The organism is Streptomyces sp. NPDC021115 (assembly GCF_044333065.1).
In the GTDB taxonomy this organism is placed as follows: Bacteria; Actinomycetota; Actinomycetes; order Streptomycetales; family Streptomycetaceae; genus Streptomyces.
The window spans coordinates 557,417-572,038 of record NZ_JBIRQF010000001.1 but is presented as its reverse complement, the minus strand read 5'-3'; the positions used below and the strand labels follow the sequence as shown (position 1 = coordinate 572,038).

Here is a 14,622-nt window from a genome sequence, read left to right as displayed (position 1 = left end):
CAACGTGGCAGTGGATTCCCCCGCGCGGCACGGCACCCGCTACACGATCAGCAGGTCCACATAGCACCAGCGCCAGTCCTCGCCCGGTTCGAAGCTGCGCATCACCGGATGTCCGGTCTTCTCGAAGTGCCCGGTGGAGTGTCGATAAGGCGATGAATCGCAGCACCCCACATAGCCGCATTCCAGGCAGATCCGCAGTTGCACCGGATGGCTGCCGAGCGTCAGGCACTCCGGACAGGTGGTGGCCTGTGGGTCCGGTTCGGGGCGCGGCAGGGCCGGAACATGCGGGCACTCCTTCATGATTGCCAGACTAAACCGCTGCGCGCCGACGAAACGACGACGAACGGCGATGGACGCCGACGAACGGCGATGGACGCCGACGAACGCCAATGAACGGGGACGGGCCGGGGCATGGATGTCACTCCGCTGTTGATGCTGGTCGCGGGCAGTGCCGCGGTCGCGGGCGCGGCCCGGCGCACCCCCGTGCCCGCGCCGCTGCTGCTGGTCGCGGCCGGGCTGCTGGTCTCGTATCTGCCGGGGGTGCCGGACTACACCCTGGACCCGGCGATCGTGCTGCCCCTGGTGCTGCCGCCGCTGCTGCACACCGCCGCGCTCGACAGCTCCTATCTGGATCTGCGCGCCAATCTGCGGCCGGTGGCGCTGCTGTCGTTCGGCTATGTGCTGTTCGCCACCCTCGCCGTCGGCTGGCTCACCCATCTGCTGGTGCCCGATCTGCCGCTGACCGCCGCCCTGGTGCTGGGTGCGGTGATCGCCCCGCCGGACGCGGTGGCGGCCACCGCCATCGCCCGCCGGGTCGGGCTGCCGTCCCGGCTGACGACCATCCTGCGCGGCGAGTCCCTGGCCAACGACGCGACCGCGATCACCGCCTACCGGGTGGCGCTCGCCGCGGCGGTGGGGGAGGGCGCCACCTGGTCCCACGCCATCGGGGAGTTCCTGCTCGCGGCCGTGGGCGGCATCGCCGTCGGTCTGATCCTGATGGTGCCGCTGCACTGGCTGCGCACCCGGCTGCGCGAACCGCTGCTCCAGAACACCCTCTCGCTGCTGATCCCGTACACCGCCTACGCGACCGCCGAGCAGGTCGGGGCGTCGGGCGTGCTGGCGGTCGTGGTGGTCGCGCTCTACCTCGGCCACCGCTCCTGGCAGGTCGACTTCGCGACCCGGCTCCAGGAGGCGGCCGTCTGGAAGATGATCGCCTTCATCCTGGAGTCCGCCGTGTTCGCGCTGATCGGGCTGCAACTGCGGCTCGTGGTGGGCGGCCTCGGGAAGTACGGGGCGGGCGAGGCGGCCTGGTACGCGGCCGCCGTCTTCCTGGCCGTGGTGGCCGTGCGGTTCCTCTGGGTCTTCCCCGCCACCTTCGTACCGCGCTGGCTCTTCGCCAGGATCCGGGAGCGGGAGCCCGGCGTCGACTGGCGGGCGCCCGTCATCATCGGCTGGGCCGGGATGCGCGGAGTGGTGTCCCTGGCCATCGCCTTCTCGATCCCGGAGACCGTGCACGGCGGAGCCCCCTTCCCGGCCCGCGCCCTGATCCTCTTCCTGGCCTTCACCACCGTCATCGGGACGCTGGTCCTTCAGGGGCTCACCCTGCCCGCCCTGATCCGGGCGCTGCGCATGCCGGGACGCGACGTCCAGGCCGAGACGCTCGCCGAGGCACAGGCGCAGGCCGAGGCGTCGCGCGCCGCCGAGCAGCGGCTGGACGAACTCCTCGCCGACGAGCGCAACGCGCTGCCGCCGCCGCTGGCCGACCGGCTGCGCCTGGTGCTGGAGCGGCGCCGCAACGCGGTGTGGGAACGGCTCGGCACGGTCAACGAGGTGACGGGGGAGTCGGCGGACGACACCTACCGCAGGCTGGCGCGTGAGGTGATCGGCAGCGAGCGCGAGGTGTTCGTGAAGCTGCGGGACGCGCGCCGGATCGACGACGAGATGCTGCGTACGCTGCTGCGCCGACTGGATCTGGAGGAGGCGGCCGCCTACCGGGAGGAAACCGCGGAGGGCGGGCCCTGACCTCTCCGGCCGGGGCCCGCCCACCGCGGGTGGCCGCTACTTCAGCAGCTCATGGATGCGGGCGCGCATCCAGTCCATCGTGAATCCCCGGGGGTCGATCTTGCCCGGCTGCCATTCGAGATGGCCGATCACCGACCGCTCGGTCCAGCCGTGACGGCGGCAGATCGCCGCCGCCGCCCGGGCGATGGCGTCCAGTTGGGCCTCGGGCCACGGGTCCTTCCCGTCGCCGAGGTTTTCGCATTCGAAGCCGTAGAAGGCGCGATTGCCGTCCGTGTTGGCCTCGTTGTCGGGCGGGAGGGCCTTCTCCGCGATCACGGCGCGCAGGACGTCGTCGTCGCCGAGCCCCGCGTGGTTGGCGCGGCCGTAGCCGACGAGATGCACCGCGCCGTCCTTGGCGATCACGCCGTGGCACAGCGGGCCGGGCAGCTCCTCGTAGCCGTCCCGGCAGATCTCGACGGTGAGGTCGGTGCCGGAGGTGACGGTGTGGTGGATCATCACACCGTGGACTCCGCCCCACGGCCCCTTGTGGTTCCGGTTGTGGTTCTGCCAGTCGCCGACCTGCACCACGCGCAGGCCCTCGTCCTTCAGCGCCGCCAGGAAGTCCCCCGCGGACATGGGTGACGACATGACCGCCTCCGTTCTGATCGTGCGGCGGGCGCCGGTCGCGGCCCACCTGTATCACCGTATGCTTACCCAAAAACACGGTGGGTCATCGAGTCCTGGTTGAGGGGCGGTTGAGAGCGGCCGTTATGGTGCGTCTGATCCGCCCGACGACGCGCAGGAGAACCGCCGCACCATGCACTACCAGGACGTACTCGACGAGGTCGCAGCCCATGTGGCGCCCCACATCGGCCGGGGTCAGGTGGCCCAGTACATCCCCGCGCTCGCGGCGGTCGACCCGGCGCACTTCGGTATCGCCCTCGCGGACGCCGACGGCAATGTCACCGGCGTCGGCGACTGGGAGCGGCCGTTCTCCGTGCAGTCGATCTCCAAGGCGTTCGGCCTCGCGCTCGTCCTCGCGCAGGACGGGGAGAAGCTGTGGCGGCGGGTCGGCCGGGAGCCCTCGGGCAACCCGTTCAACTCCCTGGTGCAGCTGGAGCACGAGAACGGCATCCCGCGCAATCCGTTCATCAACGCCGGTGCGCTGGTCGTCACCGACCGGCTGCACAGCCTCACCGGCGACGCCAGCACCACCATGCTGGACTTCCTGCGCGCCGAGAGCGGCAACCCCGACCTGTCCTTCGACCCGGTCGTCGCCGAGTCCGAGTCCGGCCACGGCGACCGCAATGCCGCCCTCGCGCACTTCATGGCGAGCTACGGCAACCTCGACAACCCCGTGCCGACCGTCCTCGAACACTACTTCTGGCAGTGCTCGATCGAGATGAGCTGCCGCGACCTGGCCCTCGCGGGCGGCTTCCTGGCCCGCCACGGACTGCGCGCGGACGGCTCCCGGCTGCTGTCGCGGCGCGAGGCGAAGCGGGTCAACGCGGTCATGCTCACCTGCGGGACGTACGACGCGGCGGGCGACTTCGCGTACCGCGTCGGGCTGCCCGGCAAGAGCGGGGTGGGCGGCGGGATCATCGCCGTGATCCCGGGGCGCTGCACGCTGTGCGTGTGGAGCCCCGGCCTGGACGCCCGCGGCAACTCGGTGGCCGGGGTGGCGGCGCTGGACCACTTCACCACGGTGACGGGGTGGTCGGTCTTCTAGTCGTTTTCCACAGGGGGGGGCGTCCAGGGTGGCGCCGGGCCGGTGGCGGCGGGAGCATGGTGGTGTAGCAGGAGGTGTGGCGCCATGCAGCACGAGATGCGCGCGGAGTACGAGGAAGGCAGCTCCGGGCGGGTGGCGGGCGCGCCGGTCAAGATCTGGCACATGGTCCGGGGGAACGGCACGACCGCGATGTGCGGCCGCGAGCTGGCCTCGGACGCCGAGACGCAGGCGGCGGACCTGTGGGCCACGGGCGACTCCGGGCCCTTCTGCCATTCCTGCGGCGCGATGTATCTGCGCGAGGTCCCTTGAGCGACGGCGGAGGCGACTACCGGGAGCGGGCGTCGCGGCTCGGCGGCGGCGCGGTGGTGTGGTCCCGCACCCTCGGGGCCGGACCGCAGCGGGTCCTGCCGGACGGCTGTACGGACCTGATCTGGGTCGGTGGCGGGCTGCTGGTCGCCGGGCCCGACACCCATGCGCACCTGGCCGGCGGTGGGCCCGCGGGGACGCGCGCCGTGGGGCTGCGCTTCGCCCCGGGCACGGGGCCCGGGGTGCTGGGCGTACCGGCGAGTGAACTGCGTGATCAGCGGGTGCCGTTGGCCGCGCTCTGGCCGGAGGCCGAGGTGCGCGGACTGGCGGAGCGGGCCTTCTACGGGGCTTCCGACGGGGCCTTCGGCGGGCAGGTGGGGCGGGTGCTGGAGGCCGCCGCGCTGGACCGGCTGCGGGACACGGAGCCCGCCGATCCGGTGGTGGGCGAGGTGGTCGCGGGGCTCTCGGGCGGGCGGAGCGTGGCGGAGGTGGCCCGGGCGGTGGGCCTGGGCGCGCGGCAGCTGCACCGGCGGTCGCTGGCGGCCTTCGGCTACGGGCCCAAGACGCTGGGGCGGGTGCTGCGGCTGAACCGGGCGCTGGAGCTGGCGCGCGGCGGGCTGCCGTACGCGGAGGTGGCGGTGGTGGCCGGATACGCGGACCAGGCGCATCTGGCGCGGGAGGTGCGGGGGCTGGCGGGCGTACCGCTGGGCGGGCTGCTGCGGTAGCCCGCCGCGGGGCTCGCGGGGCCGTCAGCCGGGGAGCGGGGCGAACAGGGCGACGTTGTTGCCGTCCGGGTCCAGGAGGACCGCGTAGCGCTGGCCCCAGAAGGCGTCCCAGGGCTCCTTGGCGCCCCGTACGCCCGCTTCCAGGAGCTTGGCGTACAGGGCGTCCACCTCGGCCGGGCCGTCGCACAGGAAGGCCAGTTCCATCCGGCCGGGGCCGCCCGGCGGTGGGGTCTCGGCCCGGTCCCACATCAGGCGCAGCCCGCCCGGCAGGGTGGCCTCGGCGTGCGGCGCGGTGTCGGCCTCGGCGGGGATGTCCAGGCCGAGCATGCGGTAGAAGGCGAGGGCGGCGGCCATGTCCGCGGTGGCCAGGCCGATCGCGTCGAATCGTGGTGTCATGCGGGCAGCGTAGGCAGCCCGTGACCCGCCGGTCTTGAACGAATCGGACACCGCGCGGGCGGCGCTCACGGGCAGTGGATGACCTGGCCGCCGTACGACAGGTTGCCGCCGAAGCCGAACAGCAGCACCGAGCCCCCGGAGGGGATCTCGCCGCGTTCGACCAGCTTGGACAGGGCCAGCGGGATGCTGGCCGCGGAGGTGTTCCCGGAGTCCACGACATCGCGTGCGATCACCGCGTTGACCGCGCCGAGCTTGCGGGCGACCGGTTCGATGATCCGCAGGTTGGCCTGGTGGAGCACGACACCGGCCAGGTCCGCCGGTTCGATCCCGGCGCGGGCGCACACGTCGCGGGCGATGGGCGGCAGCTGGGTGGTGGCCCAGCGGTACACGGACTGGCCCTCCTGCGCGAAACGCGGCGGGGTGCCCTCGATACGGACGGCGTTGCCCATCTCGGGCACCGAACCCCACACCACCGGCCCGATGCCCGGTTCCTCGGCCGCCGTCACCACGGCCGCGCCCGCGCCGTCGCCCAGCAGGACGCAGGTGGAGCGGTCGGTCCAGTCGGCGGCTTCGGTGAACTTGTCGGCGCCTATGACCAGCGCGGCGGTGGCCGATCCGGCCCGTATCGCGTGGTCGGCGGTGGCCAGGGCGTGGGTGAATCCCGCGCACACCACGTTGATGTCCAGGGCGGCGGGGCAGTTCAGGCCCAGCCGGGCCGCGACGCGGGCGGCCATGTTGGGGCTGCGGTCGATGGCGGTGGACGTGGCGACGAGCACCATGTCGATGTCGGTGGAGGCGAGACCGCTGTGGGCGAGGGCCTTGGCGGCGGCGGCCGCGGCCATCTCGTCCACCGTCTCGTCGGGGCGTGCCACATGGCGGGTGCGGATCCCGACCCGGGCGCGGATCCACTCGTCGCTGGTGTCGACCATGGCGGCGAGATCGTCGTTGGTGAGCACCTTGGCGGGCTGGTAGTGGCCGAGCGCCCGTACGCGTGAACCGGTCATCGGTCCAGTCTTGGGGGCCGAGGCCCCGTCCGGGGCATGGGCAGCCGCCAACGAATCACCCCGAGATCTGGAGCTTTCGGCCTTCCCAGGCGCCGGCGGCGGCCTTCCGGTGTATGGCCGCCACCGCGCTCGGACCTCCTGGGGTCAGGACAGCTGGCCGTCGTAGTCCGGGAGCTTGAAGGTCTTCTCGGCGTGGCCGCCGACCAGGTCGGTCGGGCTGTTGCCGATGTTCGCGATGATCGTGTAGCCCTTCTTCTCGATCTCCGCGCGCTTGGCCGTCTTGTACGCGCTGACCTCGGTGAAGAGGTCGGGGAGGCCGCGTACGTACAGCCCGGCCACGGGGTAACCCACGGTCTCCAGGTTGTACTTGGTGGGCAGGGTGAGGATGTCCGGGCGCGCGGTGACGAAGAAGAGGTCCACGCCGCGGGTGTGGGCGTAGGTGGCGAGCTGGAGGACCGGCTGCACGGGGGGTGCCGGGTAGGCGAACTTGAAGTCCGACTCCAGCGAGGTGTTGTCGATGTCGAGGACGATGGCCTGCTTCTGGCCCCCGGGGTTCTGGGTGCGCTGCTCGACGTAGGGCCGGGCCTGGTCGATGACGGCCTGCACATCGCGCTTCCAGGTCTCGTAGTCGACCTTCGCGGCGGCGGTTGTGGCGGTGCCGGTGCCGGTGGCGGTGGTGGTGGTGGCGGCGGTGGCGCTCGACGTGGCGTCCGAGGCGGTCGCGGTGGTGGCCGTACCGCCCAGGCCGATGGCGATGGCCACGGCCACCGTCGTCACGCCGAGCCGCCGTGATCGCACGCGTGCTTCAGTCATGGGTTCCGTCCCTCGTCGTCGTGTCGAAGTGTGTGCCCGGGGGGCATGCTCACGTTTGACGGTGGACATGAGAAGGCCGCTGCGTTTACTGATGAGTAACGATTCGCGCGCGGTGGGCTTTCCGGGCCGGAAATAGGCCAACGACACGTGCCGTGCCGTTCTTTGACTGGTCAGCCGATAGATGGGTATGTCATGTACTGAAGGGCCGGCCTGGATCCCCGGCGGTGCACGCACCCCGCCCGGACGTCGTGTCACCCCCAGAGCTCCGGTGTCGCGCGCCTCCACCCTGCCGAGGAGGCTTGCATGTTCGATGATCGGCCCGCCTTCGGCGTCCGTGTGCGTGTGCTGGGCGGTGTCACGGTCGCTGAGATCGCGGGAGAGCTGGACATCTTCGCCGCGGGACGGATCTCCGCACGGCTCGATTCCCTTGCCCGTACGGGATGTCCCGATCTGGTGCTGGATCTGCGGCGGGTCACCTTCCTGGACTGCGCCGGGCTGTCGTTACTGTGCCGGCTGCGCAACCGTGTACTGGAGCGGGAAGGGCGGTTGCGGCTGGTCATCGTCGATCCGCGGTTCCTGCGGCTGCTGCGGATGGTCCGGCTGGAGGACGCCTTCGAGGTGCTGGAGGATCTGTCACCGGCGGTCGCGGGCGCGGGGAACGCGACGGCGGGCGGGAGCGGCGACGTTCTTGCCTAGGAAGCGTAAAAGGCGCTGGTACGCCCCCGTTGCGCGCCTGACAAGACGTCAATAGGAAGAAAAGAATTTCACTCGAACGAGGGTTTTTCCCTTGGGAAATGGCGCGTCCCTCTCTCTGTAACCGACGGTCACCCCCTTACGCTCGCCTGCACGTCACCCAGGGCCCGGCGGAACCGCACCCGATGCTCCACTCTGCCCGCTTCCGGGAGTCCGAGGACGGTGAAAGGGGGGCAGTGTGCCGTTCCGAGGGGAATTCGTGATGTCGCAGCAAGGCGCTCCCCGTGGCGCACGCATGCCGCAGGGGACGTCGGAGGCGACGCCGGACGCCGCGCCGGGCTCCGACGCGGCCGCCGGTGACTTATGCCGTCTGCCGGACCCGGGTCCGGCCCCGTACGCCCTTACCTCCCGGGCCGGTGGTTGCACGGTCGTGGCGCTGCACGGCGAGATCGACATCGCCGGTCTCGCGGAGGTCGGCCCGGCGCTGGACGCCGCCACCGGGGCCCGCGCGCCGGAGGTCGTGGTCGATCTGCGGCCGACGACGTTCTTCGACTGCTCGGGTCTTGGGCTGCTGTCCCGCGCCCATCGGCGGGTGGCCGAGCGCGGCGGCAGGCTGCGGCTGGTGTGCGACGACCCCCTGATCCTGCGCACCCTGCGGGTGGGCGGGCTGCTCGACGTGCTCGGCCCGGTGGCCACGCTGGAGGACGCGATCGGCGAGGAGTGACGCGGCGCGGGCGGGGAGCGGCGCCTCGACAGGGGGTGACACCTCAGACGCGCGGTGGCGCCACGCCGTGGCTCCGGTGCGGCCGCCCGCGGCCCCAGCCGTGGCGGCGGGAGCGGGGACGGTGGCGGGACGGGAGGTCGCTGTGGCGATCGGGCGCGACCTTGTTGCCGGTCTGGGCGTTGAGCCGGTGGATGACCAGCACGCCCACGGCGATCATCGCCAGGATCACGGCCACGGTGACGACGGTCTCCATGGTGTTCCCTCCCTGGGGCCGGGCCCCGGCCTGGAGGAATTTCCGGCCGAAATGCGCGAAACCTTGGTGAATACACCGTACCTCCGCACGGTGGCGAGAGCGCCCCGCGTGCGGCGGCCGATCCGCGCGTACCGTCCCCGGGAAACACCGGCCGCCCGCACCGGCGTCGGGGACCGGGTGCGGGCGGCGGGGCCTGATCAGTGGCTCAGGGGCGTGGGCGGTGGCTCGGCGCTCAGTGGGCCTTGGCGAGGTCCTTCTTCGCCAGGGCGGCCAGGCCGTTGGCCCACAGCTGGTTCACGCGGCTGATCTCGGCGGAGTTCGGCTGCGAGTTCTTGCAGGAGGTCCCCGGGCCGCCACCGGACATCAGCTCGCTGCACGGACCCGAGTAGTGGTCCGGCAGACCGAGCACATGGCCGGTCTCGTGCGCGACGATCCGCGTCTGGTCGTACTGCTGGCTCTGTGCGTAGTCGATGAAGACATAGCCGCGGCCGTGTCCGTCGGTGCTCGCGTACGAACCGCTGGAGCTGTTGCCCTCGCGGTAGGTGAAGTCCGGGCTGCTGCCTTCCCGCAGCTTCACATTGGTCACCGCCGCGTTCCATATCGCGGTGCTTCTCGCTATCACCGACTTGTAGGTCGGCGCCGAGCTCGCGCTGTAGGTGACGGTGACCGCGGCGGTCAGGCTGGGCGACTTCGCCCGCTTGGCCAGCGCCGACTTCATCACGGCCTGGATGAAGGCGTCAGTGTCGGCCTTGTTCTCGGCGCCTGGGACATAACCGGCGGTCGCGGTGGTGGAGCGGGTGTTGTGGTCGGGCGTGGCCGCCGACGCGGGCACGGCGGCGAGGCTCGCCGCCAGACCGAGGCCGAGGGTCGCGGACAGCGCCAGCTTGGGAAGTGTCACGTGGGGGGCTCCTCATCGTCCTCGGGCCCCGGCCGCCGTGTGGGGTGCGGCGACGGGAGCCCTGGGATGAACTCTTGGTGCCGCAGAGTCTTGAGGAGAACCGGCGTGGCGCGGAGATGCCAACCGGCGATAGGTCCACGGCATATCCCCCGACAGAGCGTGACGATGCCCCATGATCGCCGACTCGCCCCCTAGAAAGGGGAATTGGCGCGGTTTCAGTGTCTGGTGTGACGCGCGAGAGCGTGGTTATGCTCCCGCCGTGGAGCTCGAGGTGAGGCACCTTCGTGCGCTGTGCGCCATCGCCGACACCGGCAGCCTACGGAAGGCGGCGCGGCAGCTGGGCATGAGCCAGCCCTCTTTGACGACACAGCTCCGGCGCATCGAGAACACCGTCGGCGGCCGGTTGTTCTCGCGCGAGGTCACCGGCAGCCGCCCCACTCCGCTCGGACGGTCCCTGCTGAACCGGGCCCGGCCCATCGTGGCCGAGATGAACGCCCTGGTCAGCGAAGTCCGGCTGGAGGTCGGGCAGACCGCGGGCGAAGCCCTGCGGATCGGCAGCACCGGCAGCCGGGCCGTGGTCGGATGGCTGCGCAGGCTCCGTGCCCGCTTCCCGGACACCGACACCACCATCCACATGGACGTGTCCGCGAACGCGCTGCTGGAGATGGTCGCCGCGCGGCAGCTCGACGCCGCCTTCGTCCACGAGGTCGAGGGCGCCCCGCTGCGGATGCCCGAGGGGGTGCGGCGCCGGCTGCTGCTGGCCCGCGAACCGCAGTTCGTGGCCCTCGCCGAGACGCATCCGGCCGCCGCCGCACCGGTGGTGCGGCTCGGCGACCTCGCCGACGACCAGTGGATGGTCGACCCGGCGGGGGACGGCGAGGGGCTCGGGCTGCGCCGGGTCCTCACCGCCGCCGGGCTGAACCCGCGGGTGGTGTACGGGGACTATCTGACCGCCGCCGACCTGGTCGCCTCCGGGGAGGTCGTCGCCCCCTGCCAGCCCACCGCCCGGTCGCGCCCGGGCATGGTGGTACGACCGCTGCACGGCGACCCGCTGGCGGTCGGGCTGTATCTGGCCTCGCGCGCGCCGGACGCGGGTGCTCCGGCCGTCTCCGCCGATGTCGACGCGCTCTTCGCCGACCTGGAGACCGCGTACCTGGAGATCGCCTGGGGGAGCGACGCCTACCGCCAGTGGCTGCTGCGCAACGACAGCCCGCTGGTGAGGATTCGGGACGCCCGTACGCCGGTCCCGCTGGCCGGAATCGGCCTCGCGGGCCCGTCGGACGGTGCGTGAGGCTTCGCCGCCTCAGTCGTCGATCGCCTGGTAGGCCAGCGTATAGAAGTCGAGATACACCGGGGAGAACAGCGGGAACTGCGCGCGCTGGGTCAGCAGGACCGCCACCATCTCCTCCGCGGGGTCCGTGGCCCATGACGTGCCGAGCCCGCCGTCCCAGCCGAACCGCCCCGGCACCGCCGCGACGCCGTCCCGCCCGGTGACCACCGATACCCCGAACCCCCAGCCCATGTTGTCCCACGCCCCGGGGAGGAGGCCGGACACGGCCTTCTGGGCGGGCGTCAGCTGATCGGTCGTCATCAGCTCCACGGACGGCCGGGACAGGATGCGCCCGCCGTCGCCGCACCGCCCCCGGTCCAGCATCATCCGGCCGAACGCCAGGAAGTCGTCCACCGTGGAGACCAGGCCCCCGCCGCCGTCCGGGAACGCGGGCGGGGCGGCCCACCGGCTGCCCTCGGCCCCGTCGTACCGCTCCAGCTTCCCCGTGCCGGGGTCGGCCAGATAGGAGGTGGCCAGGCGGCCGAGCTTCTCCGGCGGTACGTGGAAGCCGGTGTCCGCCATGCCCAGCGGCTCGAAGATCCGCTCCCGCAGGAACTCCTCCAGCGGGCGGCCGGTGGCCCGCGCGATGAGCACCCCCAGCACCTGCGAGCCGGTGTGGTACAGCCACTTCTCGCCCGGCTGGTGCATCAGCGGAAGGGTGCCCAGGCGCCGCATCCACTCGTCGGGGTCCGGTGCCGCGGCCGGGTCCGGCATCCCCACGCCGACCCCCAGCTCCTGGATGGCGCGCGCCACCGGACAGCTCTCCTCCGGGCCCATCAGCAGACCGAAGCCCAGCCGGAAGGTGAGCAGATCGCGCAGGGTGATCGGGCGGACCGCCGGAACGGTGTCCTCCAGCGGTCCGTCGATCCGGCGCAGCACCCGGCGGTCGGCCAGCTCGGGCAGCAGCCGGTCCACCGGGTCGTCCAGCCGCAGCACACACTCCTCGACCAGGATCATCGCCGCGGCCGCGACGACCGGCTTGGTCATCGAGGCGATCCGGAAGATGGTGTCCCGGCGCATCGGATCCTCCGCGCCGACCGCCTTCGTACCGATCACATCGACATGCGTCTCGCCGCGCCTGCTGAGCGCCGTGACGAGCCCGGGCGCCTCGCCCCGGTCGACATGGCGGGCCATGACGTCGTGCATGCGGCCCAGCCGCGCGGTCGAGAATCCTCCGGTGCCCATGAGCGTCCCCGTTTCGTCCGGTGAGAGTTCACCCGGTGCGTTCGTCCGGTGAGAGCTGCCCGTGAAGACTCCCACAGGGCACTGACAACGCCCGGCGGGCGGCGGATCAGCCGAGGTCGGGAGGCGCGCCGGGCAGCGGCTGCTCCGCCCAGATCGTCTTGCCGTCCGCGGTCTGCCGACTGCCCCAGCGGCGGCTGAGCTGGGCGACCAGCAGCAGCCCGCGGCCGCCCTCGTCGAAGGTGCGGGCGCGGCGCAGATGCGGGGCGGTGTTGCTGGCGTCGGACACCTCGCAGATCAGCGAGTGGTCGTGGATCAGGCGCAGCTGGATGGGCGGGATCGCGTGCCGGATGGCGTTGGTGACCAGCTCGCTGACGACCAGTTCGGTGGTGAACACCGCCTCGTCGAGGCCCCAGTCGGTCAGCCGCTCGGTGACGTCCCGGCGGGACCGGGCGACACAGGCCGGGTCGGCGGGCACGTCCCAGGTGGCCACGTGCGCCGCGTCCAGGGCGTGGGTCCGGGCGAGCAGCAGGGCGACATCGTCCAGCACGCCGTGCTCGGGCAGCAGCGTGCGCAGTACGGAGTCGCAGGTGCCCTCCAGCGAGGCGGCGGGGTGCGCCAGCGCCTCGGACAGCAGCACGCGCCCCTCGTCCACGTCCCGGTCCCAGCCGCCCAGCAGGCCGTTGGTGTAGAGGGCGAGCACGGTGTCCTCGGGCAGTTCGAGGTCCATCACCTCGAACGGCAGCCCGCCCACCCCGAGCGGCGGACCCACCGGCAGGGGCACGAACTCCACCGGGCCGCCGGGGGTGACCACGGCCGGTGCGGGATGTCCGGCCGCGGCCATGGCGCAGTGGTGCGACACCGGGTCGTAGACCGCGTACAGGCAGGTGGCGCCGACGTCCCCGGCGGTCTCCTCGTCCCCGGCCTCCGCGGACAGATGGATCACGAGGTCGTCGAGGTGGGTGAGGAGTTCGTCCGGCGGCAGATCCACATCGGCGAGGGTGCGCACAGCGGTGCGCAGCCGCCCCATGGTGGCCGACGCCTGGATGCCGTGGCCGACCACATCGCCCACCACCAGGGCGACCCGCGCCCCGGACAGCGGGATCACGTCGAACCAGTCCCCGCCCGCCGCCGTGTACGGCCCGGCGGGCAGATAGCGGGACGCCACCTCCACCGCCGACGGCCGGAGCACCGCCTGCGGCAGCAGGCTGCGCTGGAGGGCCAGCGCGGTGTCGCGCTCCCGGGTGAAGCGGCGGGCGTTGTCCACACAGACCGCGGCCCGGGTGGTGATCTCCTCGGCCAGCAGCACATCGTCCTGGGTGAACGGTTCGGGACGGCGATGGCGGCTGAACACGGCCACCCCGAGGGTCGTTCCCCTGGCCCGGATCGGCACCGACATGATCGAGTGGACGCCGAACTCCCGGATCTTGGCGCCGCGGGCCGGCTTGAGGGCGACCCATGCGGTGAAGACGGGGTCGTCGGTGGTGTAGATGATGGGCCGCCCGGCGACCAGGCACCCGGCCATCGGTGAGATCTCCGGATAGGTGTCCACCTGTCCCGGCTCGATCACCGCCTCCGGGCACCCCTCCAGGACCGACCTCCGGGCGGCGCGGCGCAGCACGATCGGGCCGGTGAGCGGGCCGGGCGGCAGCTCCTCGTCCTGGTCGAGCCGGTCCAGCAGATCGACGGTCACGAAGTCGGCCAGCCGCGGTACGCACACATCGGCCAGCTCCTGCGCGGTGCGGGTGGTGTCGAGGGTGCTGCCGATCCGTACGCTGGCCTCGCTCAGCAGCAGCAGCCGCTGCCGGGCCCGGTACTGCTCGGTGATGTCGTGCGCGGCCAGGCAGACGCCGTGCACCTGGCCGTCCTTGGTCTTCAGCGGCGCGAAGTGGGCCGACCAGGCGTGCTCGCGCTCCTCGCCGCCGGTGCGCGGATACGTCTCCACGTGGCGCCGCTCGCCGGTGCGCAGCACATGCCGCATCAGCGCCTCCAGCCCCTCGCTGCGCAGCGTCCCGGCGACGTCCGCGAGCCGCAGCCCGTGGAGGTCGCCCTCGGGGAGGCCGATGACGCGCGCCATCTCGGCGTTCACCTTGCGCAGCCGCAGCTCGGTGTCGTAGATCGCCATGGGGCACGGCGACTGGGCGTACGCCCAGGTCAGGAGCGTCGCTTCGGAGGGTGCCGAGGCGTCGTCGGCGGGCAGCGGGGCGACCAGGAGCCAGTCGCCGCCGGTGCGGTGGGCCAGCAGCCTCACCTCCAGCCGCCGCCCGTCGCGGTGGCGCAGCGCCAGCGTGCCGTGCCAGCGCATCCGCACCGCCCGGGCCCGCTCGGCCACGCCCTCGGCGGGCTCGGCGAGCAGCGTTGCGGCGGGCCGCCCCACCACCTCCGACGGCCGATAACCGAGCAGCCGCCGGGCGCCGTCGTTCCAGCCGGTCACCGTGGCGTCACCGCTGACGGTGACCCGCGCCGCGCGCGCTTCGTCCACGTGTCCCAGTATGGCCGTTAAAGGAAGACCGCACCCGTAACAGCCGCACTCGTAAAAGAAGACCGCACCCGGCCGCGGTGGCGGTC

The 14,622-nt window shown here is 72.3% G+C and carries 16 protein-coding genes; 7 read left to right on the top strand and 9 right to left on the bottom strand.

What is annotated here, in order from left to right:
• Positions 1-39 precede the first annotated feature (39 nt).
• Positions 40-300 carry a UBP-type zinc finger domain-containing protein gene (locus ACH4TL_RS02570; protein ID WP_398313714.1) on the bottom strand — a complete coding sequence of 87 codons (261 nt, stop codon included), beginning with the start codon at positions 298-300 and terminating at the stop codon, positions 40-42.
• 111 nt (positions 301-411) lie between these two features.
• Here ACH4TL_RS02570 and ACH4TL_RS02565 point away from each other — a divergent pair, with 111 nt between their 5' ends.
• Complete coding sequence (locus tag ACH4TL_RS02565; RefSeq protein ID WP_398313201.1) at positions 412-2,022, top strand: Na+/H+ antiporter; 1,611 nt, start codon at positions 412-414, stop codon at positions 2,020-2,022.
• Positions 2,023-2,058: 36 nt separating this feature from the next.
• Here ACH4TL_RS02565 and ACH4TL_RS02560 read toward each other — a convergent pair whose 3' ends face one another.
• Positions 2,059-2,649 carry an N-acetylmuramoyl-L-alanine amidase gene (locus ACH4TL_RS02560; RefSeq protein WP_398313203.1) on the bottom strand — a complete coding sequence of 197 codons (591 nt, stop codon included), beginning with the start codon at positions 2,647-2,649 and terminating at the stop codon, positions 2,059-2,061.
• Positions 2,650-2,818: 169 nt separating this feature from the next.
• Between ACH4TL_RS02560 and ACH4TL_RS02555 the strand changes: the two genes are divergently transcribed.
• From ACH4TL_RS02555 to ACH4TL_RS02545, 3 genes are all read left to right on the top strand, one after another.
• On the top strand, positions 2,819-3,730 hold the full coding sequence (locus ACH4TL_RS02555) for a glutaminase (RefSeq protein ID WP_398313205.1): 912 nt from the start codon (positions 2,819-2,821) through the stop codon (positions 3,728-3,730).
• Positions 3,731-3,814: 84 nt separating this feature from the next.
• A complete protein-coding gene (locus tag ACH4TL_RS02550; RefSeq protein WP_398313207.1) occupies positions 3,815-4,039 on the top strand; it encodes a hypothetical protein in 225 nt (74 codons plus the stop codon).
• Positions 4,036-4,761 (top strand): helix-turn-helix domain-containing protein, encoded by a 726-nt coding sequence (locus ACH4TL_RS02545; protein ID WP_398313209.1) that lies wholly within the window; start codon positions 4,036-4,038, stop codon positions 4,759-4,761. The genes ACH4TL_RS02550 and ACH4TL_RS02545 overlap by 4 nt, the downstream gene beginning before the upstream one ends.
• 24 nt (positions 4,762-4,785) lie before the next feature.
• Here the strand turns inward: ACH4TL_RS02545 and ACH4TL_RS02540 are convergent, their stop codons facing one another.
• The 3 genes from ACH4TL_RS02540 to ACH4TL_RS02530 all read right to left on the bottom strand — a co-directional run bounded on the left by ACH4TL_RS02540 (position 4,786) and on the right by ACH4TL_RS02530 (position 6,974).
• The gene (locus tag ACH4TL_RS02540) at positions 4,786-5,157 is read right to left on the bottom strand and encodes a VOC family protein (RefSeq protein ID WP_398313211.1); all 372 of its coding nucleotides are present in this window, start codon (positions 5,155-5,157) and stop codon (positions 4,786-4,788) included.
• Positions 5,158-5,222: 65 nt separating this feature from the next.
• A complete protein-coding gene (locus tag ACH4TL_RS02535; protein WP_398313213.1) occupies positions 5,223-6,161 on the bottom strand; it encodes a beta-ketoacyl-ACP synthase III in 939 nt (312 codons plus the stop codon).
• Between the two features lie 144 nt (positions 6,162-6,305).
• Complete coding sequence (locus ACH4TL_RS02530; RefSeq protein WP_398313215.1) at positions 6,306-6,974, bottom strand: HAD family acid phosphatase; 669 nt, start codon at positions 6,972-6,974, stop codon at positions 6,306-6,308.
• A 303-nt stretch (positions 6,975-7,277) separates the two neighbouring features.
• Between ACH4TL_RS02530 and ACH4TL_RS02525 the strand changes: the two genes are divergently transcribed.
• Both ACH4TL_RS02525 and ACH4TL_RS02520 read left to right on the top strand, forming a co-directional pair.
• Positions 7,278-7,670, top strand: coding sequence for an STAS domain-containing protein (locus ACH4TL_RS02525; protein WP_398313217.1), 393 nt, complete (start codon positions 7,278-7,280; stop codon positions 7,668-7,670).
• Between the two features lie 259 nt (positions 7,671-7,929).
• The gene (locus tag ACH4TL_RS02520) at positions 7,930-8,391 is read left to right on the top strand and encodes an STAS domain-containing protein (RefSeq protein ID WP_398313219.1); all 462 of its coding nucleotides are present in this window, start codon (positions 7,930-7,932) and stop codon (positions 8,389-8,391) included.
• A gap of 43 nt (positions 8,392-8,434) precedes the next feature.
• Here the strand turns inward: ACH4TL_RS02520 and ACH4TL_RS02515 are convergent, their stop codons facing one another.
• Both ACH4TL_RS02515 and snpA read right to left on the bottom strand, forming a co-directional pair.
• Positions 8,435-8,644, bottom strand: a complete 210-nt coding sequence (locus ACH4TL_RS02515) for a hypothetical protein (RefSeq protein WP_398313221.1) — start codon at positions 8,642-8,644, stop codon at positions 8,435-8,437.
• A 232-nt stretch (positions 8,645-8,876) separates the two neighbouring features.
• The gene (gene snpA / locus ACH4TL_RS02510; protein ID WP_398313223.1) at positions 8,877-9,542 is read right to left on the bottom strand and encodes a snapalysin; all 666 of its coding nucleotides are present in this window, start codon (positions 9,540-9,542) and stop codon (positions 8,877-8,879) included.
• A gap of 259 nt (positions 9,543-9,801) precedes the next feature.
• Here snpA and ACH4TL_RS02505 point away from each other — a divergent pair, with 259 nt between their 5' ends.
• A complete protein-coding gene (locus ACH4TL_RS02505) occupies positions 9,802-10,833 on the top strand; it encodes a LysR family transcriptional regulator (protein WP_398313225.1) in 1,032 nt (343 codons plus the stop codon).
• Between the two features lie 12 nt (positions 10,834-10,845).
• Here ACH4TL_RS02505 and ACH4TL_RS02500 read toward each other — a convergent pair whose 3' ends face one another.
• Both ACH4TL_RS02500 and ACH4TL_RS02495 read right to left on the bottom strand, forming a co-directional pair.
• Complete coding sequence (locus ACH4TL_RS02500) at positions 10,846-12,057, bottom strand: serine hydrolase domain-containing protein (RefSeq protein WP_398313227.1); 1,212 nt, start codon at positions 12,055-12,057, stop codon at positions 10,846-10,848.
• A 106-nt stretch (positions 12,058-12,163) separates the two neighbouring features.
• Positions 12,164-14,545, bottom strand: coding sequence for a SpoIIE family protein phosphatase (locus ACH4TL_RS02495; RefSeq protein ID WP_398313716.1), 2,382 nt, complete (start codon positions 14,543-14,545; stop codon positions 12,164-12,166).
• Between the last annotated feature and the right edge of the window lie 77 nt (positions 14,546-14,622).